Source organism: Burkholderia lata (assembly GCF_902499335.1).
GTDB lineage: Bacteria > Pseudomonadota > Gammaproteobacteria > Burkholderiales > Burkholderiaceae > Burkholderia > Burkholderia lata_B.
The window spans coordinates 159,470-179,317 of the sequence record NZ_CABVQK010000015.1 but is presented as its reverse complement, the minus strand read 5'-3'; the positions used below and the strand labels follow the sequence as shown (position 1 = coordinate 179,317).

The window sequence follows — 19,848 nt, the reverse complement described above, 5'->3', positions numbered from 1 at the left end:
AACGAAAATTGTTCGGAGTACTTCGATGATTGGGAAGATGAACGGACGGGGTGGGGTGCCCCGCAACGGCGCGCTGCCCGCGCGCCTGTCGTGCGTCGGCGCGGCGGTGCTGATGCTCGGGCTGACCTGTGCGTCCGCCGCGCACGGGCAATCGCTCGAGGCGCAGGCGGCGTCGGGGAAGGCCGCGCCGACCGAGAGCGTGGTGATCAACCTGATCAACCTGCTCGTGAAACGCGGCGTGCTCACGCAGCAGAACGCGAACGAGCTGATCCGCGAGGCGCGCACCGAGGCCGTACAGGCGAGGTCGGCCCGTGCGTCGGGTGCGCCGGTCGTGGCGGGCGGCGTGGTCAACCCGCCGACGCAGCCGGGCGACGTCGCGGTGCCGTACGTGCCGCAACTCGTGCGCGACCAGATCCGCGACCAGGTGAAGCAGGAAGTGATCGCGCAGGCGAAGGCGGAGAACTGGGCGCAGCCGAACACGTTCCCCGACTGGGTGTCGCGCATCAAGCTCGACGGCGACCTGCGCGTGCGTGACGAGTATCACTTCTACGGCGGCGGCAACACGAACGGCGTGACGAACTTCGCGGCGATCAACCAGGGCGGCGGGTTCGACGTCAATTCGAACACCAACAACACGCAGATCCCCACGCAGAACACGCGGGAGAACCGCAACAACCTGCTGCGCTACCGCGCGCGGCTCGGCGTGACGGCGACGCTGTCCGACGAGATGATCGCCGGCATCCAGCTCGCGAGCGGCAACGACAACGGGCCGGTGTCGACCACGGCCACCGCGGGCGGCGGCTTCGCGAAGAAGAACATCTGGCTGAACAAGGCGTTCTTCGCATACAAGCCGACGTCGTGGCTGAACCTCACGGCCGGCCGCTTCGACAATCCGTTCTTCAAGTCGGACCTGGTGTTCTCCGACGACCTGATGATGGACGGGATCGCCGCGAACCTGCGCCATGCGCTGCCGTGGAATCCGGACGTCACGCTGTTCGGCACGCTCGGCGTGTTCCCGATCCAGTACACGAGCGAGAACTTCCCGTCGAACAGCACCGAGAAGGCCGGCAGCGACACGAAGTGGATGCTCGGCGCGCAGTTCGGCGCCGACTGGAAGATCGATGCGAAGAACCGGCTGCGCGGTGCGGTCGCGTACTACGACTTCCAGAACATGCGCGGCACGCTGTCGTCGCCGTGCGCACTGTATCTCGGCGCGACGAGCTGCAGCACCGACAACGAGGCGCCGGCATTCATGCAGGGCGGCAACACGCTGATCGCGCTGCGCAACATCGTGCAGAACCCGAACCTCGCGCCGGGGATGACGCCGCAGCCGCAGCTGTTCGGCCTGGCCTACAACTACCGGCTGCTCGACCTGAAGGCGCAGTGGGACACGGTGGTGGCCGATCGCTTCAAGCTGCGTCTCGACGGCGAATACGTGCGCAACCTCGCGTACAACGACAACAAGGCGTTCGCCGCGTCGTCGCTGCCGGTCAACAACTACGATTCGACGTCGGTGAACGCGACGCGCGCCGACTACCGCAGCGGCCCGAACGGCTTCCTCGCGAAGGCGACGTTCGGCGAGCCGGAGCCGCGCGAGAAGGGCCAGTGGAACTTCTCGATCGCGTACAAGTACCTGCAGCCGGACGCCGTGCTCGACGCGTTCAACGATCCCGATTTCCATCTCGGCGGCACCAACGCGCGCGGCTACGTGCTCGGCGCCGCGTATGCGGTCGCACGGGACACGTGGGTGTCGGCGCGTTACCTGAGCTCGAAGGAAGTGTACGGGCCGCCCGTCTCGATCGACGTGCTGCAGATCGAGCTCAATGCTCGCTTCTGACCGGAGCCGCGCATGAACACGATTACTCGCACGATGCTCGCGGCCGCCTTGACCGGCACGCTGCTGCTCGCGGCCGGCGGCGCGCACGCGCAGAGCATCGAGGACAAGCTGCGCAGCCAGTTGCGCTCGACCGTGCAGGAGCTGCGCCAGTTGCAGGACAACCAGGCGCAGTTGCAGAGCGACAAGGCGGCGGCCGAGAAGCAGCGCGACGACGCGCTCGCGCAACTGAAGGCGATGCAGGGGCAACTGGCGGGCGCGCGCGGCGACTCGGGCGCCGAGGCGGCCGCGAAGCGTGCGCTCGCACAGGAGCGGGCAGGCCGGGAGCAGGACGCGAAGTCGCTGGCGAAATACAAGTCGTCCTATGAGGACTTGCTCGCCGTGTCGCGTGCCCGCGATGCGCAGCACACGCAGTTGCAGAAGGACGTCGCCGCGCGTGACACGCAGCTGAAAACCTGCCAGGCACACAATGCCGAGCTGTATCGCGTGGGGCACGAGATTCTCGACGCGTACGAGCATGTCGGGATCGGCACGCTGTTCTCGTCGCGTCAGCCGTTCGCGCAGTCGGCGCGCGTGAAGTACGACGACATCGCGCAACGCTACGGCGATGCGCTGTATGCGGGCAAGTACGACCCGGCCGCGCGGCCGGTTGCGGCAACGCCGGCACCGGCGTCGGCTGCCGCTGCGGCGAACGCACAGTGAGCGCGCGGCCTGCAGCCGGGATTGAACCGATCGATTCGTTGAATACGGGGAAGACAGACATGCAAGACAAGCAACCGAATGCCGGCGACGAGCGCGCGGCACACGACGCGCCGATCGAAGCGATCAGCGCCGACCGCCTCGCCGACGTGCTGCGCCGCGCGGGCTACCGCGTGACGGCGGCCGAACAGAACGGCGCGGTGCAACTGATGAGCGCGAGCCAGGGCATCGGCTTCGCGGTGCGCTTCGGCAACCCGGCCACTGCGCTCGCGCCGCAGGGCGCGGATGCACCGCCCGCCGCGCTGCTGTTCATCGACTACACGCTGTCGTGCGTGCTGCAGGTGCAGGGCGACTTGCCGGCCGAACTCGTCGCGGACTGGAACCGGACCAAGCGCTTCGCGCGTCTCGCGAGCCACGGGCCGTTTCTCGCGCTGGAGATGGACGTGGTCGTCGCGGGCGGCGTGTCCGAGCGCTACCTGCGCTCGACGATCGAGCTGTGGGATCGCCTGATCCAGGAATTCCTGCTGCACTTGCGCAACCGTCCCGCGATGGCCGAGCAGGAAGCGGCGGCACGTGTGGCGGCCGGCGATCAGGCCGGCGCACCGGCCGTCGAAGCGGCCACGGCAGCGGTCGAGGCTGCCGCGCAGTGAGGATCGGCGCCGCATTGCGTGCGTTGCTGCCGGGCCGTGCGCGGCACGACGCGGACGCGATAGCCGCGAGCGATGCACCCGCCGCGTGGGGCGCGTATGCCCGGCGCATCGCGCAGTGGCTGCGGGCGACGCTCGATGGCGACGATGCAGCGGTGTGCCGCCTGCGCGCCGGCATCGAGCACTGGGCCGGCGAACGGGCCGAGGCCGGCGACGACAGTCCGGTGCTGCCGGTGCGCGCGTGGCTCGACCGGTACGGGCACGTGACGTGCGTCGACAGCGGCGCGGCCGGGCCACCAGCGCTCGACGCGGCGCTGTACGCCGCACTCGTCGGCCGGGCGGTCGGCGCGGCGCCGCCACGCGGGATGGCGCAGCCGCTCGTCCTGCGCATGACGTTGACGGACGCGCGCTGATGCAGCGTCCGCATTCCAAGAGCAATCGAGAGGGCAGTCGAACGATGATGACGAAGATGAAGATGCTGGCGATCGTGGCAGGCAGTGTCGTGCTGGGCGCGCCGTTCGCTGTACACGCGCAGGACGACGTGATCGCGAATGCCGCGCAGGCGTCGGTCACGCAGGCCGATATCGAGGGGCTGCTGAAGTCGGTGAGCCCGGAAGGGCGCGAGCGTCTCGCGGCCGATCCCGCGGCGCTGGACCAGGTCGTGCGTTCGACGCTCGCGCAGAAGGCCGTGCTGGCCGAGGCGAAAGCGAAGGGCTGGGACAAGCAGGCGCAGGTGCAGGCGGCCGTCGAACAGGCGCAGCGCGATATCGTCGCGCGCAGCTATCTGGCGTCGGTGAATGCGCCGCCGGCCGACTATCCGTCGGATGCGGAGCTTCAGTCCGCGTATGACAGGAACCGCGCCGCGTTCGCCGCGCCGCGCGCGCTGCATGTCGCGCAGATCTATATCGCGGTGCCGCCGAACGCGGATGCCGCGACGCTCGACAAGGCGCGCAAGCAGGCGGCCGATCTCGCGAGCCGCGCGCGCAGTGGCGATTTCGCGGCGCTCGCGAAGGCGAACTCGCAGGACAAGGCGAGCGCCGCGAACGGCGGCGATCTCGGTTTCGTGCCCGATCAACTGATGGTGCCGGCGGTCCGTCAGGCGGCCGACGCGCTGAAGCCGGGCCAGGTCTCCGCGCCGATCCAGACGCCCACGGGTTTTCATGTCGTGAAGCTGATCGAGATCCGCGCAGCCGCGCCGCGTCCGCTGGCCGACGTGAAGGAGCAACTGCGCGCGATGCTGCGTGCGCAGCGCACGCAGCAGAATGCGCAGGCGTATCTCGCGAAGCTCGCCGCGAACGCACCGATCAACGAAGACGCGCTGAAGAAAGCGCTCGCGTCCGCCCGGTAGGCACACTCATGGCAACCGTCCGTTCGACGCCGCGCGTCGACGCCCCCGACGCGCGCACGCCGGGGCGACGCCGCCCGGCCGCGGCCGCCGACCGCCCGCGCATGCCGAAGGCGAACCCGTGGCCGGGCCGGCCCGGCGAATGGCCCACGCATTGCCCGCTGTGCTTCGGGGCACTGGAGCCGTTGCCCGGTGCGGGCGGCTACGCGCGGCACCGGAGCGCGCGGTGCTCCGCGCAGTGCGTGCTCACGACGCGCCAGTATCAACCGGAGGAACTGACGATTCGCGGCTCGCGCGACGTGCAGGTCGCCACCCGGCATCGCGAGCGCTTCGTTGCGCAGTGGGCGCGCCATTACGCGCTGATGCGGCGCGTGTGGCCCGCGCTCACGATCGGGCGCTTCATCGCGGTGATTTCCTGTGTCGACGTCGCGGATCTCTGGTCGTACCGGATGTTCCGCGACGACGATCTGGCGGCCGTGCTGCTCGTGCTGGCCGGCTTCCTGCGCGTGCCGGATGCGTCGGGCGCCGGTGCGTCGGGCGCCGATGCACCGGACGCCGACACGCGCGCGCCGACGGTGCGCTGGGTGCGGTTCTGGTTCGACGCGAGCGTGCGCGACGTCGGCGATTTGTGGACGGCCGGCGGCAGCGCGCCGCCGCTGTTTCGCGTCGACTATCGCGAACCGCTCGTCACGCCGTATCCGACCGGCGCGCAGGTGCATGCGTGGCAGCCGGTCGACGGCATGCGCGACGCGTGGGAGCAGCGGGTCGATGCGCGGGAGCCTGCTGTCGACGAGTCCGATCGCGCGGCGTTCGCGCGTTTCCTGGCGCGCGCGTCGGCGCCGGGCATGAACCTGTGACGGCCGCAGCGCGGGTGCCATGGAGCCATTTCTGAAGGAGGCGCGCATGAAGATGCGACGAAGCGCAATCGCGACGTTCGTCTGCCTGCTGCTGGCAGCCGGTGCGCACGCGCAGGGCGGACACGCGGCGGCGAGCGCGGCCGTGCCCGCGGCAGCCAGTCCGGGCTCGGCCGCGAAGCCGGTGTGCGTCGATGCGGAAGTCGACGGCAAGCGCGCGCTGTCGTACGACTGCCTGAGCCAGCAACTGAAGCCGACGGCCGACCCGCAGGCGGGCGCATCGCAAACGGATTCGGAGCGGCTGTCGAAGCAGCCGTCGAACCGTCTCGGCACGTTCAACCTGTCGACCGAGCGGAACCGTTTCGGCTCGAACTGGGGGCGGTCGACGACGCCGCAGCGGCCCGATGCGCCGGTCGCGGTGCCGCCGAAGTAATGCAGGCGGCCGAGTGCGTGGCACAGGTATCGATGAATCGATGAGCCGGAGGCGCTCCGGCGCGAACCGACGAGGGACGGCAACATGAAGGCGGGCAGGCAGACGAACCGGGCGGTGATGCTGCGAGCAATCGCCGGCGCGCTGGCGTTGGCCTGCGCATGCGCAGGCTCTGGCGCTTGTGCAACCGCGGCGGCCGGCGAGCGGCCCGCGCAGCAGGGTGCCGCATCGCCGACCCCGACCGTCGTGCTGCCGAACTTCGCCGCGCTGGTCCGGCGCGTCGGCCCGGCGGTCGTCAACATCAGCGTCACGCGCGAAGTCACGCAGATGGGCATCCAGTTGCCGCCCGGCATCGCGCCCGATCATCCGCTCGCGCCGTTTCTTGCGCGGCGCGTGATCGGCAACCGCGAGGAGGTGAGCCTCGGCTCGGGCTTCATCGTCAGCGCGGACGGCGTGATCCTGACCAACCGGCACGTGGTCGGCGACGCCGTTGCGATCGACGTGAAGCTGACCGACAAGCGGCAGTTCAAGGGGCGCGTGATCGGCAGCGACCCCGTCTCCGACGTGGCGGTGATCCGCATCGACGCGCACAACCTGCCGGTCGTCGCGACCGGCGACCCGGCGCGCACCGAAGTGGGCGACTGGGTGATGGCGATCGGTTCGCCGTACGGGTTCGCGAACACGGTCACGCAGGGCATCGTCAGCGCGAAATCGCGCTCGTTGCCCGGCGAGCGCGCGATTCCGTTCATCCAGACCGACGTGCCGATCAACCCCGGCAATTCGGGCGGCCCGCTGTTCGACCTCGGCGGCCGCGTGATCGCGATCAACTCGATGATCTTCTCGAAGACGGGCGGCTATCAGGGGCTTGCGTTCGCGATCCCGATCGACATCGCGCTCGACGTGAAGGACCAGTTGCTGCGGACCGGCAAGGTCACGCGCGGCCGGCTCGGCGTGGCCGTCCAGGAAGTGAGCCAGGCGCTCGCGCGTTCGTTCGGCCTGGCGAGCCCGGACGGCGCGCTGATCACCGTGGTCGAGCCGGATGGCCCGGCCGCGCACGCGGGCCTCCAGCCGGGCGACGTCGTGCTCGCGGTCGACGGCAAGCCGGTCGCCGAATCGGCGGACCTGCTCGGCACGGTCGCGGGTATGCGTGCCGGCCGGCCGGCCGACCTGCTCGTGTGGCGCGCGGGACGGGCGATGCACGTGATCGCGACGGTCGGCGCATTCGACAGCGGCACGGCGTCGGCGAGCGGCGAGCAAGGGCCCGCGCGGTTCGGGCTCGCGTTGCGCGCGGCGACGGAGCAGGAGCGCCAGCGGCTCGGCGTCGGTCAGGCGCTCGTCGTCGAGCAGGCGAGCGGCCAGGCCGCCCGTGCGGGGTTGCAGCCCGGCGATATCGTGCTGTCGGTCAACGGCACGCCGGTCGCGAACATCGGTGCGCTGATGGCCGAGATCGATGCCGCGCACGGCAACGTCGCGCTGCTCGTCCAGCGTGGCGGCACGCGATTGTATGTACCGATCGAGATCGGCTGATGGAGCGAACGGGCGACGCAGTGCAGCACGACGGCGCACCATCGAAACGGGAGGCGGAATGAAACGAATGCAGGAGTGGAGCGCATCCGGAGTGCGGCGGGCGATCGTCGTCGCATGGGCGCTGGCGGTGTGTGCCGTGCCGGCCGTCGCGCAGACGGCCGACGTGCCGCCAACGTGGATCCGCTACGGACAACTCGCCGGGCAGCAGTTCCAGACGTGGCTCGAGGGCGACGGCGACGCGGCCGACCGTCTGCACCAGTATCTCGAGGCACGCGTGCTGAACGCGAGCGCCGATGCGCCGCCGCCCGCGATCGTCGTGCGCGCGTGGATCGGCGCGAACGGCGCGGTCACGCGCGTCGAATTCGCGTCGCTCGGCGATCCCGGCGCGGACGCGACGCTGCGGCAACTGCTTATGGCCGGCCCGCTGGCGGAGCCGCCGCCGCCCGACATGCTGCAGCCGTTGCGCGTGCGCCTGCGGCTCGCGCCGAATCCCGATGCGGCCGCCGCCGCGCCGGCTTCGGCGGCGCGCATGCCGTGACGCCCGAGGCCGGATGCGGAAGTGGCTCGATATCGTAATAACATATGAAGTTATTGCGTTGACGGGACGACGATGTCCTGTTTCTTCCAAGGAGCCACCCATGCAACTTTCCCAGTTAGGCGGCCATGTCGCCCAGTCCGGTTTCGCCGAACGGCAGAAGCACGCCCAAGGGCTGATGTTCGGCATGGCCGACATCAACGAATACGTTTCCGGCGGCGTCTGTTATGACGCCGCGGCCTATGTCCGGTATCTGCTGCGCAGCGACGCGATGATCGCGCCCGGTGCGCTGCTCGACACGATCGGCCAGCACTGGCGGACCCGTTTCAACTTCGAGACCGGCGGTCAATGGGACGGGCGCGCGAGCATTCCGGCGGGAACCGCGGTCGGCTTCTCGCGCGGCGGCACGGTCTTTCATGCCGCGATCGCTGTCGGCGGCAGCCGGATCCGGGCGATCAACGGGGGCCGCCTGGGCAGCGGATGGATGTATGCGGTCGACCTTGCGCGGGTGCTCGAGCCGGACGCAGCCGGCGGCTTCACGTATGACCGCGCGAACATCCGGGTTCACCTGTCGCGCCTGTAGCCTGCGGGCGCCTCGGCGTCCTGGCGCAGCAAGCCACGCCGGCCGCGATCCGTCAGCCGCTCGCCGCGCGCACGGCCGGGCGGCGGCTGTCCGGCCGTTCGGCGATTTCCGCATGGCGTCGCGCTGTCCATCACTGCTATCCTCTCGACCGTGAATGACTCTTCTTGGAGTCGTGGCGGCGCATGCTGCGTCGCGGCGAAGCGCGCGGGTGCAACTGCGTGCGCGCCGGGGCGGCATGACCGGCCGGCCACGACGATCCATGACCTGTTTCGTGATTGATTTCCTTCCGTCCATGTCCACATGGCCAAGACAACGATGAGCGGCGCGCCTGAATCCGCGGCGCCCGGCGACGACGAATCGTCCGGCGGCGCATCGTCCTATCTGGTGCCGGGGCTCGAACGCGGGCTGCGGATCCTCGCCGAATTCTCCGCGCGCGAGCCGGTGCTCGGCGCGCCCGAGTTGTCGAAGCGCATCGGCATTCCGCGCACGACCACGTTCCGCCTGCTGCAGACGCTCGAGGCGCTCGGTTTCCTCGAGCGCGTGAACGGCGACCGCTATTTCCGGCTTGGCGTCGGCGTGCTGCGGCTCGGCTTCGAATACCTGAATTCGCTCGAACTGACCGATCTCGGCACGCCCGTGCTCGAGCGGCTGCGCGACGCGACCGGATTCTCGACGCACCTGCTGATCCGCGACCAGCGCGACGTCGTGTTCGTCGCAAAGGCACAGAGCAATACGTCGATGTTCGGCTCCGTGAAGGTGCATGTCGGCACGCGGCTGCCTGCGCACGCCACCGTGCACGGCCACGTCTTGATGGGCGACCTGACGCGCGATGCGCTGCGCCAGCTCTATCCGGAAAAGCGGCTCGAGCAGTTCACCGAGCGCACGCCGGGCACCGTCGACGAACTGTACGAACGCGTGCGCCATTACGCGCGGCTCGGCTATGCAGTCAGCGAGGCGGCATTCGAGAGCGGCATTTCGGCCGTGACTGCACCCGTACGCGATCATTCGGGCTCGATCGTCGCGGCGATCACCGCGACGGTGCCGCGCTCGGAGATCGGCGAGGCCCGCGAGAAGGAACGGCTCGTCGAAGCGGTGTGCGGCGCGGCGGTCGACCTGTCACAGCGGCTGAACTATCGTCCGCTCGAAAGCGACCCGACGTTCGCGCACGCGCGCCACAAGGTCGCGATGTTCTGAGTGTTCCGATGCGTGGCCGGCGCGTGGCCGCGCCGCCGCCGTCATGTTCATGCGCCCGGTACGGGCAGGCCGTGCACGAGCAACGCGAGCGTGTCCGCGCCCGCATGGCGATCCTCGGAGATCTCGCGGTATTCGGGCGACTCGATGAACCGGCGCGCCGACGCCTCGTCGGCAAACGACATCAGCACCACCTTGTTCCGGTCCCATTCGCCTTCGAGCGCCACCGGCGCGTCGTCGGCCGCGAGCAGGCGGCCGTCGAAGCGGCGGAATACCTCCATGAAGCGCGCCTGATACCGGTCGTAGGCGTCGCGGTGCGTGAAGCGAAGTTGCGCCAGCAAATAGACTGCCACGGTCGTCTCCGTTCGTCGGGGTCCGGTGATGCTACCCGTTGCAGGTGCGACGGGTACGGCGGCTGTGCAGATGCGATCCACGAAACGACAAGAGCGGCCCGCGGGCCGCTCTTGTCGTTTCAGGCGCCGAACGCCTGACTTCGTTCAGAACGAGTGGTGGATGCCGGTGAGCACGATCACCTGGTTCGCGGTGCTCGACACGCCCGCCGTGAAGAACGCGGCCTGTGCGCCGCCCGAACCGTGTTCGACCAGCACGTTTGCATACAACTGCGTGCGCTTCGACAGCGCATAGATGTCGCCGAGCTCGACCTGCGTCCAGCGGCGGCCGGCCAGTGTCGTGGTCGCCGCGCCGCCCGCGATCGTGTTGAACGCGCTGCTGCGGTAGTTCACGCCCGCGTCGTAGCTCTGGAACGTGTCCGAAAAACCGTTCGACTGCATCTTCGTGCGCGTGTACAGGCCATGCACGAGGAAGTCGCCGAACTGGTAGGAAGCGCCCGCACCGATGTTCTCGACCTTGCTCGCGGTGTAGCCGTTCGCGGTGTTCTGCCCCTGGAACGACGTGATGCCGGTCGTGCTGATCAGGATGGAGCGGTCGTGCTCGTTCGAGTACACGGCCGACGCCTTGAACGGCCCGTTCGCGTAGTTCAGCGCGACGCCGACCGACTTGCCGGTCGAGAAGTTCGTCGTGTTGCCGAGCGCCATCGTCGCCGCGGCCGAGAAGCCCGCGAAGGTCGGCGAACGGTACTTGACCGAGTTGTTGTACGGCACGTTGCCGGTCGCGGCGAGCCCGTCGATGTTGCCCGGGTGGAACGCGTACCAGCTCATCGCGAGGTAGGCCGTGCTGAGCGGATCGAGATAGTCGAACGACAGCGGCGTCTGGCGGCCCAGCGTCAGCGTGCCGTAGCGCTCCGAGCTGAGGCCGACGAATGCCGCGCGGTTCCAGATCGTGTTCGCGGTCGCGAACTGGCCGTTGTTCGTATAGAAGCCGTTTTCGAGCTGGAAGATCGCCGACAGGCCGTCGCCGAGGTCTTCCTTGCCCTTCAGGCCCCACCGATCGGGCTGCGTATTGCCCTGGATCATCGCCCACTTCGCATGGCCGCCGACGTTGTTCACGTACGCGACACCCGCATCCATGCTGCCGTACAGCATCACGCTGCTCTGCGCCCACGCGCCCGACACGGCGCCCAATCCGATCACTGCTGCTGCTACCGCGTGCTTGACCATTTGATCTCCTGAATCTCCAACCTGATGAAAACGTGCCGTGGCGGCATGCGCAGGAACGGCCGGCCGTCGCGCGTCTTCGCCATCGAGTGGGCATTCGTATGTTCCATATAAGGAACAATGTGCCTCTGATGGAATGGAGTATAGAGGCGTCAAGCACCGGATCAAAAATAATTTTTACGGGACGGATGCGTTCGCGGCCGATACCCGGCGCCGCTGCGCGAAGCCCGTGTAAACCCGGTAACTCCCCGTCACATAACAAAAAATTTCATTTAATGAGATGGGTGCACGTGATCGCCGACCCGGCGGTCAGTGTTTTCCCTAGGGCGTGCACCTTTTTGTTTTACTCGTGGAAAGTCGCTCCTATAATCACCATCCATAAACTGCTGTTCCGGGTATGGAACAAATCGGAACAAACCGAGAGTCGATCAGAAGGAAGGGTGTGAGATGTCTGAACAATGGGTTTGCGCCGGGCACGCCGGCGCGCTGTCGGAAGACACGCCGATCGAGTTCAAGCGGACCGACGGCGTCGAAATCGGGATCTACCGCGTCGGCGACGACGTGTATGCGCTCGAGAACGTGTGCCCGCATGCGTATGCGCTGCTGACGCAGGGGTTCGTCGACGAAGGCACGGTCGAATGCCCGCTGCACGAGGCCGTGTTCGACATCAAGACGGGCGAATGCCTGAAGGGTCCGGGCGGACGCGCACTGAAGCAGTACGCGGTGCGTCTCGCCGGCGAGGAAATCCAGATCAAGGTGGAATGACATGAAAGAAGCGACCGTCAACTTCAATCCCTTCCTGAAGCCGTGGGTGGCGCCGCAGCCGAACAACGTCGCGGGCAAGGGGCAGATCGAGATCCCCGGCCAGGTCGAGAACCAGGTCTGGCAGAACCGCAAGGCCGCACCGACCCAGTACGAAGACGACCTCGGCGATGCGCTCGAGCGCGTGTTCGAAGCCGGTGCGGTCGAGCTGGACGACGTCGTCGCGGGCCTGAACCGCATCGGCTTCCGCGCGCCGGACGGCACGGTGTGGACCGCCGAGCGCTTCCGCGCCGAAATGGCCTCGCTCGCGGAATGAGCGCTTGAGCGCTGACCGCCGACCCGACGACAACCGCATCCGGAGCACACTGATGACGTCCCCCGTACAACACGCAGTCCAACACGACCCGGTCCGTGAGTATCTCGACCGCGGCATCAAGAACTACTGGTATCCCGTCGCGCCGAGCTGGCAGGTGTCGAATGCACCGGTCGGCCTCACGCGCCTGTCCGAGCAGATCGTGCTGTGGCGCGATCACGACGGCAAGGTCCATGCGCTCGAAGATCGCTGCCCGCACCGCGGCGCGCGCCTGTCGCTCGGCTGGAACCTCGGCGGCAACATCGCCTGCTGGTATCACGGCATCGAAGTCGACGGCGGCGGCACGGTCAACCGCGTGCCGGCCGTGTCGAACTGCCCGCTCGAAGGCACGAAGTGCGTGAAGTCGTATCCGGTCGAAGAGAAGGCCGGCGCGATCTTCCTGTGGTTCGGCGACGAAGCGCACGGCGAGCCGGCGCCGCTGAACCTGCCCGAGGAACTGGTCGACGACGAGTACGGCCACTTCCTGTGCGTGTCGAACTGGAAGTGCAATTACCAGTACGCGATCGACAACGTGATGGACCCGATGCACGGCGCGTACCTGCATGCCACCTCGCACTCGATGGCCGAAGGCGACAAGCAGGCCGACATGCGCGTGCGCAAGACGGAAACGGGCCTGATGTTCGAGAAGATCGGCCAGCGCGACGTGAACTTCGACTGGGTCGAGCTCGGCGAAACGGGCTGCCTGTGGATGCGCCTCGCGATTCCGTACAAGCAGAAGTTCGGCCCGGGCGGCAACTTCGGGATCATCGGCTTCGCGACGCCGGTCGACGGCGACAACTGCCAGGTCTACTTCTGGCGCACGCGCAAGGTCAGCGGCTGGCAGCGCGACGTGTGGCGCTTCATGTACCGCAACCGCCTCGAGGGCCTGCACTGGGACGTGCTCGAGCAGGACCGCTACGTCCTCGAAAGCCTCGCGCCGAATGCGCGCGATCACGAATACCTGTACCAGCACGATGTCGGCATGACGCGTGTGCGCCGGATGCTGCGCACGCGTGCCCAGGAGCACCTTTCCACGCTCGACGCGCATCGCGCGGCGCAGGCGCAGGCCGCATCGGAGCCGGCAAATGGCTGAGCGCGCTCCGGTCGTGTCGCTCGCGGGGCGCCGCGTGCTCGTCACGGGCGGCGCGCGCGGGCTTGGCGCGGCGTTCGTGAAGTCGCTCGTCGAAGCGGGCGCGCAGGTCGCGTTCGGCGACGTGCTGGCCGACGAAGGCCGAGCGCTTGCCGCGCAACTCTCCGAAGCGGGCCATGTCGCGCATTTCTTCGCGCTCGATCTCGCCGATCCGGCGAGCGTCGCCGCGTTCGTCGCGCACGGTGCGGCGGCGCTCGGCGGTATCGACGCGCTGATCAACAACGCGGCGATCACGAACTCGGGCGGCAAGCTGTCGACGGAGCTCGACGTGTCGACGTGGGACGCCGTGATGAACGTGAACGTGCGCGGCGTGTGGCTCGTCAGCAATGCGGCGCTGCCGTACCTCGCGCAGTCGGGCCGCGGCGCGATCGTGAACCTCGCATCGGACACCGCGCTGTGGGGCGCGCCGAAGCTGCTCGCGTACGTCGCGAGCAAGGGCGCGGTGATCGCGATGACGCATGCGCAGGCGCGCGAGTTCGGCGCACACGGCGTGACGGTCAACGCGATCGCGCCGGGGCTGACCGAAGTCGAGGCGACGGCCTACGTGCCGGCCGAGCGCCACGCGTTCTACATGCAGGGCCGCGCGCTGACGCGTGCGCAGGTGCCCGACGACGTGACGGGCCCGGTGCTGTTCCTGCTGTCGGACGGCGCGCGCTTCGTGACGGGTCAACTGCTGCCGGTGAACGGCGGCTTCGTAATGAATTGAAGTTTTCACTCTGATGAAGGAGAGGACGATGGCGGACGCCGATCTCGAACGCAAGTCGTGGGACCAGCCGGAAGGCGCAAGCTTCAACGACTGGATGGAAGGGCGCGTTGCTCGCTACGCGACGCGGCGCTACGACTGGGACGCACTGAAGTTCCAGGCCGACTACGACCCGAAGTACCGCCGCGCGCAGATGCGCTACGTCGGCACGGGCGGCACGGGCGTCGCGAAGGACGTCAACACGGTGCCGGCCGGCGGCTTCACGTTTTCGACGATGGTCATCCCGGCCGGCAACATCGGCCCGAGCCACATCCACATGGACGTCGAGGAAATCTTCTTCGTGCTGCGCGGCAAGATGAAGGTGATCTGCGAGCGCGACGGCGAGACGTGGGAAGCGATCCTCGGCGAGCGCGACCTGATCTCGGTGCCGCCGGGCGTGTATCGCACGGAAATCAACATCGGCGAGGAAGATGCGCTGATGTGCGTGATGCTCGGTTCGCCGAAGCCGATCACGCCGACGTATCCGCCCGATTCGCCGCTCGCGAAGATCAAGCGCTGAGACGGAGCAGGTGAAGCAATGAGTGTCATCGACAAACGTGAACGCGACCGCACCTCGGCGTTCGCCACGCTGCTCGGGCAGTTTCCCGAACAGCGTTGCGCGGCCGGCGCAGCGGGCACGATCGGTTATCGCGAGGCCGGCGCGCAGCATGCGGGCCGTGCGCTGCCGGTCGTGCTGCTGCACGGCATCGGCTCGGGCGCCGCATCGTGGGTCCGCCAGCTCGACACGCTCGGCGCATCGCGGCGCGTGCTTGCGTGGGATGCGCCCGGTTACGGCGTGTCGACGCCGGTGCACGGCGCGTCGCCGGCCGCCGCCGATTACGCGGCATCGCTGAACGCGTGGCTCGAGGCACTCGGCATCGAACGCTGCGTGCTGGTCGGTCATTCGCTCGGCGCGATCATCGCGGGCGGTCTCGCCCGCGTGATGCCCGCGCGGATCGCCGGCCTGCTGCTGGTGTCGCCCGCGGGCGGCTACGGCAGCGCGCCGGCCGAAACACGCGAATCGCGCCGCGCCGCGCGGCTCGCGATGCTCGCGGAACTCGGCCCGGCCGGGCTCGCCGAGCAGCGCAGCGGCAACATGCTGTCCGGTTTCGCGAACGAGGATGCGCGTGCATGGGTGCGCTGGAACATGGCGCGCATCGTGCCGGCCGGCTATGCGCAGGCCACGCATCTGCTCGCGAACGCCGATCTCGCGGCCGATCTCGCCGGTTTTCGCGGCCGCACGGCCGTGGCCGTCGGCGCGAACGACGCGATTACGCCGCCTGCCGCGTGCGAGCGGATTGCCGCGGCCGCGCACGTCGGGCTGCAGGTGATTCCGCAAGCCGGTCACGCCGGCTATGTCGAGGCACCGGCCGTTTATTCCACACTGATCGACACGTTCTGCCGTCAGTGCGACCAACAGCGGGGGCTGGCATGAACGAACCGCTGCAACAACCCGAACTCGAAAACGGCAAGGCCGAAGCCAGTTACGTGGTGCCGGGCCTCGAACGCGGGCTGCGGATCCTCGCCGAATTCTCGCCGCGCGAGCCCGTGCTCGGTGCGCCCGAGCTGTCGAAGCGGCTCGGCATTCCGCGCACGACGGTGTTCCGTCTGCTGCAGACGCTCGAATCGCTCGGCTTCCTCGAGCGTGCGGACAAGGATCGCAACTACAAGCTCGGCATCGCCGTGCTGCGGCTCGGCTTCGAATACCTGAGCTCGCTGGAGCTGACCGATCTGGGCTTGCCCGTGATCGAGAGCCTGCGCGACGCGACCGGCTTCACGACGCACATCGTGATCCGCGACGGCCGCGACGTGGTGTTCGTCGCGAAGGCGCAGAGCCAGGCGCCGGTGTTCAGCTCGATCCGCGTGAACGTCGGCACGCGCTTGCCCGCGCATGCGACGACGCACGGCCACGTGCTGATGGGCGACCTGTCGTTGAAGGAGCTGCATGCGCTGTATCCGGAGAGCGCGCTGAACCGGATGACGAACGCGACGCCGGAGACGGTCGACGCGCTGTATGAAGTGATCCGCGAGGATGCGCTGCGTGGTTACGGCGTCAGCAATTCGTCGTTCGAGCGCGGCATCTCGGTGGTCACGGCGCCGGTGCGCAACGAGACGCAGAAGATCGTTGCATGCATCACGGTGACGGTGCCGCGCCCGGAGATCGATGCGACACTGATCGCCGACGGGCTGATCGACAAGGTGCAGCGCGCGGCGGCGGAACTGTCGCGGCGGCTCAATTACCGCTCGGATGACGAGCACACGTTTCTCAAGGCTTTAGGACTCCGATGATTCAGATCGATCTGACCGGGCAGGTGGCGGTGGTGACGGGCGGTTCGTCCGGCATCGGCCTCGCGACCGCCGAACGGTTCCTGCAGGCGGGCGCGTCGGTCGCGATTTGCGGCCGCGATGGCGACCGTCTCGCACGTGCCGAAGCGATGCTCGTTGAAAAATACCCGGGCGCGCAACTGCTCGCCGAGCGCTGCAACGTGCTCGACGAGCAGGATGTGGCCGCGTTCGCGCAAGCGGTTTCGACGCGCTTCGGCCGTGCCGACATGCTGGTCAACAACGCCGGCCAGGGCCGCGTGTCGACCTTCGCCGACACGACCGACGATGCGTGGCGCGAAGAGCTCGAACTGAAGTATTTCAGCATCATCCGCCCGACACGCGCGTTCCTGCCGCTGCTGCGCGACGCGCAGGCGCCGACGATCACTTGCGTGAACTCGCTGCTCGCGCTGCAGCCCGAGCCGCACATGGTCGCGACGTCGTCGGCGCGCGCGGGCGTACTGAGCCTCGTGAAGTCGCTCGCGACCGAACTAGCGCCGCAGCGCATCCGCGTGAACTCGATCCTGATCGGCATCGTCGAGTCGGGCCAGTGGCGCCGCCGTTACGAAACGCAGGCGCAGTCCGGCGAAAGCTGGGAGGACTGGACGGGCGCGCTCGCCCGCACGAAGAACATTCCGCTGAACCGCTTCGGCAAGCCTGACGAGGCCGCCTGGGCACTTTTTTATCTCGCAACGCATCTGTCGTCGTACACGACGGGCAGCCATATCGACGTTTCTGGAGGCTTTGCACGCCATGTCTAACAAAACCACGGTTGGCGAGCTGATTGCCACCTTCCTCGAGCAGTGCGGCGTGAAGACCGCATTCGGTGTCATCTCGATCCACAACATGCCGATCCTCGACGCGATCAACACGCGCGGCAACATCCGGTACGTCGGCGCACGCGGCGAAGCCGGCGCATTGAACATGGCCGACGGCCTGGCCCGCGTGTCGGGCGGCCTCGGCGTCGCGCTCACCAGCACGGGCACGGCGGCGGGCAACGCGGCCGGCGCGATGGTCGAGGCGCTGACGGCCGGCACCGCGCTGCTGCACATCACGGGGCAGATCGAGACGCCGTACCTCGACCAGGATCTCGCGTACATCCACGAAGCACCCGACCAGTTGTCGATGCTGGATGCAATTTCGAAGGCCGCGTTCCGCGTGCGCACGGTCGAAACCGTGCTGCCGACGATCCGCGAAGCCGTGCGCATCGCGCAGACCGCGCCGACGGGCCCCGTGTCGGTCGAGATTCCGATCGACATCCAGGCCGCTGAAATCGAATGGCCGGAAGACCTGGAGCCCGCGCACGTCGCGGCGCGCGAGCACGACGCGGCCCGCGTCGCGAAGCTCGCCGACGCACTGGCGGCCAAGCGCCGCCCGCTGCTGTGGCTCGGCGGCGGCGCGCGCCACGCACGCGAGGAAGTCGAACGCCTCGTGAAGCTCGGCTTCGGCGTCGTGACGAGCGTGCAGGGCCGAGGCGTGCTGCCCGAGGATCACCCGGCGACGCTCGGCGCGTTCAACGTGCACGCGTCCGTCGAAGCGTTCTACAAGACTTGCGATGCGCTCGTCGTCGTCGGTTCGCGTCTGCGCGGCAACGAGACGCTGAAGTACAAGCTCGGGCTGCCGCAGCCGCTGTTCCGCATCGATGCCGACGCGCTCGCCGACAACCGCGGCTATCGCAACGAGCTGTTCGTGCACGGCGATTCGAAGCGCGTGCTGGCCGAGCTGGCCGACCAGCTCGAAGGCCGCCTGTCGGTCGACCCGCGGTTCGCGGCTGATCTCGCGGCAGCCCGCGAGCAGGCGGTGGCCGACGTGTCGAAGGGCCTCGGGCCGTACAAGCAGCTCGTCGACACGCTGCAGGGCGCTGTTGGCCGCGATTACAACTGGGTGCGCGACGTGACGATCTCGAACAGCACGTGGGGCAACCGTCTGCTGAAGATCTTCGAGCCGCGCTCGGGCGTGCATGCGCTCGGCGGCGGCATCGGCCAGGGCATCCAGATGGGCATCGGCGCGGCGCTCGCGGGCGCCGCGGCGAAGACGGTCTGCCTCGTCGGCGACGGCGGCCTGATGGTCAACGTCGGCGAGCTCGTGACGGCCGTGCAGGAAAACGCGAACGTGATGATCGTGCTGATGAACGACCAGTGCTACGGCGTGATACGCAACATCCAGGACGCGCACTACGACGGCCGCCGCTGCTTCGTGCAACTGCACCAGCCCGATTTCGCGCAGTTCTGCGCGAGCTTCGGCCTCACGCACTACCGGATCACGTCGCTCGACGACGCGGAAGCGATCGTGCGCGAAGGGATGGCGAAGCAAGGGCCGGTGATGGTCGAGGTCGACATGCTGTCGGTCGGCTCGTTCGCATCGAACTTCGCCGGCCCGCCGGTGAAGAAGGAAGAGCCGTCGGAGCGCCAGTATGCGTAACGGCCACGCACCCGTCGATGTCGCGATGATCGGCTTCGGTGCGATCGGCGCGGCCGTGTACCACGCGGTCGAGCACGATGCGTCGCTGCGCGTCGCGCACGTGATCGTGCCGGAACACCAGTGCGCGGCGGTACGGGGCGTGCTGGGCGGCGCGGTGGAGGTCGTGTCGTCGGTCGACGCGCTGGCCCGCCGCCCCGAGTTCGCGCTCGAATGCGCGGGCCACAGCGCGCTCGTCGATCACGTCGTGCCGCTGCTGAAGGCCGGCACCGATTGCGCGGTCGCGTCGATCGGCGCGTTGTCCGATCTCGCGCTGCTCGATGTGCTCGCGCAGGCAGCCGACGAAGGCGACGCGACGGTGACGCTGCTGTCCGGCGCGATCGGCGGGATCGACGCGCTGGCGTCCGCGAAGCAGGGCGGCCTCGACGAAGTGCTGTACGTGGGCCGCAAGCCGCCGCTCGGCTGGCTCGGCACGCCCGCCGAGGCGCTGTGCGACCTGCGCGCGATGACCGAGGAAAAGGTGATCTTCGAAGGCAGCGCGCGCGATGCCGCACGCCTGTATCCGAAGAACGCGAACGTCGCGGCAACCGTTGCGCTCGCGGGCCTCGGCCTCGACGCGACGCACGTGCGCCTGATTGCCGATCCGGCCGTCGCGCGCAACGTGCACCGCATCACCGCGCGCGGCGCATTCGGCGAGATGTCGCTGGAAATGAGCGGCAAGCCGCTGCCCGACAACCCGAAGACGTCCGCGCTGACGGCGTACAGCGCGATCCGCGCGCTGCGCAACCGCGCGGCCCGCTGCGTGATCTGACCGGGCCATTGAATGTCCGCCCGCGCCACGGCGAGGGCGGACGTGCAGAGACAGATTTGTGGGACTTGTGAC

23 protein-coding genes are annotated in these 19,848 nt (G+C 68.4%); 21 read left to right on the top strand and 2 right to left on the bottom strand.

Annotated elements, in window-relative coordinates:
- Positions 1 to 25 precede the first annotated feature (25 nt).
- From BCO18175_RS31830 to BCO18175_RS31780, 11 genes are all read left to right on the top strand, one after another.
- Entirely contained in the window at positions 26 to 1,837 is a 1,812-nt protein-coding gene (locus BCO18175_RS31830) for a putative porin (protein ID WP_174986796.1), read from the top strand.
- 12 nt (positions 1,838 to 1,849) lie between these two features.
- On the top strand, positions 1,850 to 2,536 hold the full coding sequence (locus BCO18175_RS31825) for a hypothetical protein (protein ID WP_174986794.1): 687 nt from the start codon (positions 1,850 to 1,852) through the stop codon (positions 2,534 to 2,536).
- A gap of 59 nt (positions 2,537 to 2,595) precedes the next feature.
- Positions 2,596 to 3,183 carry a YbjN domain-containing protein gene (locus BCO18175_RS31820; RefSeq protein WP_174986792.1) on the top strand — a complete coding sequence of 196 codons (588 nt, stop codon included), beginning with the start codon at positions 2,596 to 2,598 and terminating at the stop codon, positions 3,181 to 3,183.
- Positions 3,180 to 3,593: a hypothetical protein gene (locus tag BCO18175_RS31815; RefSeq protein WP_174986790.1), complete on the top strand. Its 414-nt coding sequence runs from the start codon at positions 3,180 to 3,182 to the stop codon at positions 3,591 to 3,593. Before BCO18175_RS31820 ends, BCO18175_RS31815 begins: the two co-directional genes overlap by 4 nt.
- 44 nt (positions 3,594 to 3,637) lie before the next feature.
- Entirely contained in the window at positions 3,638 to 4,528 is an 891-nt protein-coding gene (locus BCO18175_RS31810; RefSeq protein ID WP_174986788.1) for a peptidylprolyl isomerase, read from the top strand.
- Positions 4,529 to 4,536: 8 nt separating this feature from the next.
- On the top strand, positions 4,537 to 5,382 hold the full coding sequence (locus tag BCO18175_RS31805) for a hypothetical protein (RefSeq protein ID WP_174986786.1): 846 nt from the start codon (positions 4,537 to 4,539) through the stop codon (positions 5,380 to 5,382).
- A 46-nt stretch (positions 5,383 to 5,428) separates the two neighbouring features.
- Positions 5,429 to 5,812 (top strand): hypothetical protein, encoded by a 384-nt coding sequence (locus tag BCO18175_RS31800; RefSeq protein ID WP_174986784.1) that lies wholly within the window; start codon positions 5,429 to 5,431, stop codon positions 5,810 to 5,812.
- Positions 5,813 to 5,896: 84 nt separating this feature from the next.
- Positions 5,897 to 7,336, top strand: coding sequence for a Do family serine endopeptidase (locus BCO18175_RS31795; RefSeq protein ID WP_174986782.1), 1,440 nt, complete (start codon positions 5,897 to 5,899; stop codon positions 7,334 to 7,336).
- A gap of 58 nt (positions 7,337 to 7,394) precedes the next feature.
- Positions 7,395 to 7,874: a YbaB/EbfC family DNA-binding protein gene (locus tag BCO18175_RS31790; RefSeq protein ID WP_174986780.1), complete on the top strand. Its 480-nt coding sequence runs from the start codon at positions 7,395 to 7,397 to the stop codon at positions 7,872 to 7,874.
- A 13-nt stretch (positions 7,875 to 7,887) separates the two neighbouring features.
- Positions 7,888 to 8,454 (top strand): type 6 secretion system effector deamidase TecA, encoded by a 567-nt coding sequence (gene tecA / locus BCO18175_RS31785; RefSeq protein ID WP_254608199.1) that lies wholly within the window; start codon positions 7,888 to 7,890, stop codon positions 8,452 to 8,454.
- A gap of 300 nt (positions 8,455 to 8,754) precedes the next feature.
- On the top strand, positions 8,755 to 9,648 hold the full coding sequence (locus tag BCO18175_RS31780) for an IclR family transcriptional regulator (protein ID WP_174986778.1): 894 nt from the start codon (positions 8,755 to 8,757) through the stop codon (positions 9,646 to 9,648).
- A 47-nt stretch (positions 9,649 to 9,695) separates the two neighbouring features.
- Here the strand turns inward: BCO18175_RS31780 and BCO18175_RS31775 are convergent, their stop codons facing one another.
- Together BCO18175_RS31775 and BCO18175_RS31770 are read right to left on the bottom strand one after the other, a co-directional pair.
- Entirely contained in the window at positions 9,696 to 9,998 is a 303-nt protein-coding gene (locus BCO18175_RS31775; RefSeq protein WP_174986776.1) for a DUF1330 domain-containing protein, read from the bottom strand.
- A gap of 144 nt (positions 9,999 to 10,142) precedes the next feature.
- Positions 10,143 to 11,222 (bottom strand): porin, encoded by a 1,080-nt coding sequence (locus tag BCO18175_RS31770; protein ID WP_174986774.1) that lies wholly within the window; start codon positions 11,220 to 11,222, stop codon positions 10,143 to 10,145.
- A gap of 444 nt (positions 11,223 to 11,666) precedes the next feature.
- On the opposite strand from BCO18175_RS31770, the gene BCO18175_RS31765 reads away from it, so the two are divergent.
- From BCO18175_RS31765 to BCO18175_RS31720, 10 genes are read left to right on the top strand one after another with little or no spacing between them, the layout of a single operon-like run.
- On the top strand, positions 11,667 to 11,984 hold the full coding sequence (locus BCO18175_RS31765) for a non-heme iron oxygenase ferredoxin subunit (protein ID WP_011354710.1): 318 nt from the start codon (positions 11,667 to 11,669) through the stop codon (positions 11,982 to 11,984).
- Position 11,985: 1 nt separating this feature from the next.
- Positions 11,986 to 12,297: a recombinase-like helix-turn-helix domain-containing protein gene (locus BCO18175_RS31760; protein ID WP_174986772.1), complete on the top strand. Its 312-nt coding sequence runs from the start codon at positions 11,986 to 11,988 to the stop codon at positions 12,295 to 12,297.
- A 52-nt stretch (positions 12,298 to 12,349) separates the two neighbouring features.
- Positions 12,350 to 13,426: an aromatic ring-hydroxylating dioxygenase subunit alpha gene (locus tag BCO18175_RS31755; protein ID WP_174986770.1), complete on the top strand. Its 1,077-nt coding sequence runs from the start codon at positions 12,350 to 12,352 to the stop codon at positions 13,424 to 13,426.
- Positions 13,419 to 14,189: an SDR family oxidoreductase gene (locus BCO18175_RS31750; protein WP_174911481.1), complete on the top strand. Its 771-nt coding sequence runs from the start codon at positions 13,419 to 13,421 to the stop codon at positions 14,187 to 14,189. Before BCO18175_RS31755 ends, BCO18175_RS31750 begins: the two co-directional genes overlap by 8 nt.
- Before the next feature lie 28 nt (positions 14,190 to 14,217).
- Positions 14,218 to 14,745 carry a cupin domain-containing protein gene (locus BCO18175_RS31745; RefSeq protein WP_043177345.1) on the top strand — a complete coding sequence of 176 codons (528 nt, stop codon included), beginning with the start codon at positions 14,218 to 14,220 and terminating at the stop codon, positions 14,743 to 14,745.
- An 18-nt stretch (positions 14,746 to 14,763) separates the two neighbouring features.
- Positions 14,764 to 15,660 (top strand): alpha/beta fold hydrolase, encoded by an 897-nt coding sequence (locus BCO18175_RS31740; RefSeq protein WP_174986769.1) that lies wholly within the window; start codon positions 14,764 to 14,766, stop codon positions 15,658 to 15,660.
- On the top strand, positions 15,657 to 16,514 hold the full coding sequence (locus BCO18175_RS31735; RefSeq protein ID WP_174986767.1) for an IclR family transcriptional regulator: 858 nt from the start codon (positions 15,657 to 15,659) through the stop codon (positions 16,512 to 16,514). Before BCO18175_RS31740 ends, BCO18175_RS31735 begins: the two co-directional genes overlap by 4 nt.
- The gene (locus tag BCO18175_RS31730; RefSeq protein ID WP_174946691.1) at positions 16,511 to 17,308 is read left to right on the top strand and encodes an SDR family oxidoreductase; all 798 of its coding nucleotides are present in this window, start codon (positions 16,511 to 16,513) and stop codon (positions 17,306 to 17,308) included. Before BCO18175_RS31735 ends, BCO18175_RS31730 begins: the two co-directional genes overlap by 4 nt.
- Complete coding sequence (locus BCO18175_RS31725; protein WP_174986765.1) at positions 17,301 to 18,968, top strand: thiamine pyrophosphate-binding protein; 1,668 nt, start codon at positions 17,301 to 17,303, stop codon at positions 18,966 to 18,968. The genes BCO18175_RS31730 and BCO18175_RS31725 overlap by 8 nt, the downstream gene beginning before the upstream one ends.
- Positions 18,961 to 19,776 carry an aspartate dehydrogenase gene (locus BCO18175_RS31720; RefSeq protein WP_174986763.1) on the top strand — a complete coding sequence of 272 codons (816 nt, stop codon included), beginning with the start codon at positions 18,961 to 18,963 and terminating at the stop codon, positions 19,774 to 19,776. Before BCO18175_RS31725 ends, BCO18175_RS31720 begins: the two co-directional genes overlap by 8 nt.
- Positions 19,777 to 19,848: the final 72 nt, after the last annotated feature.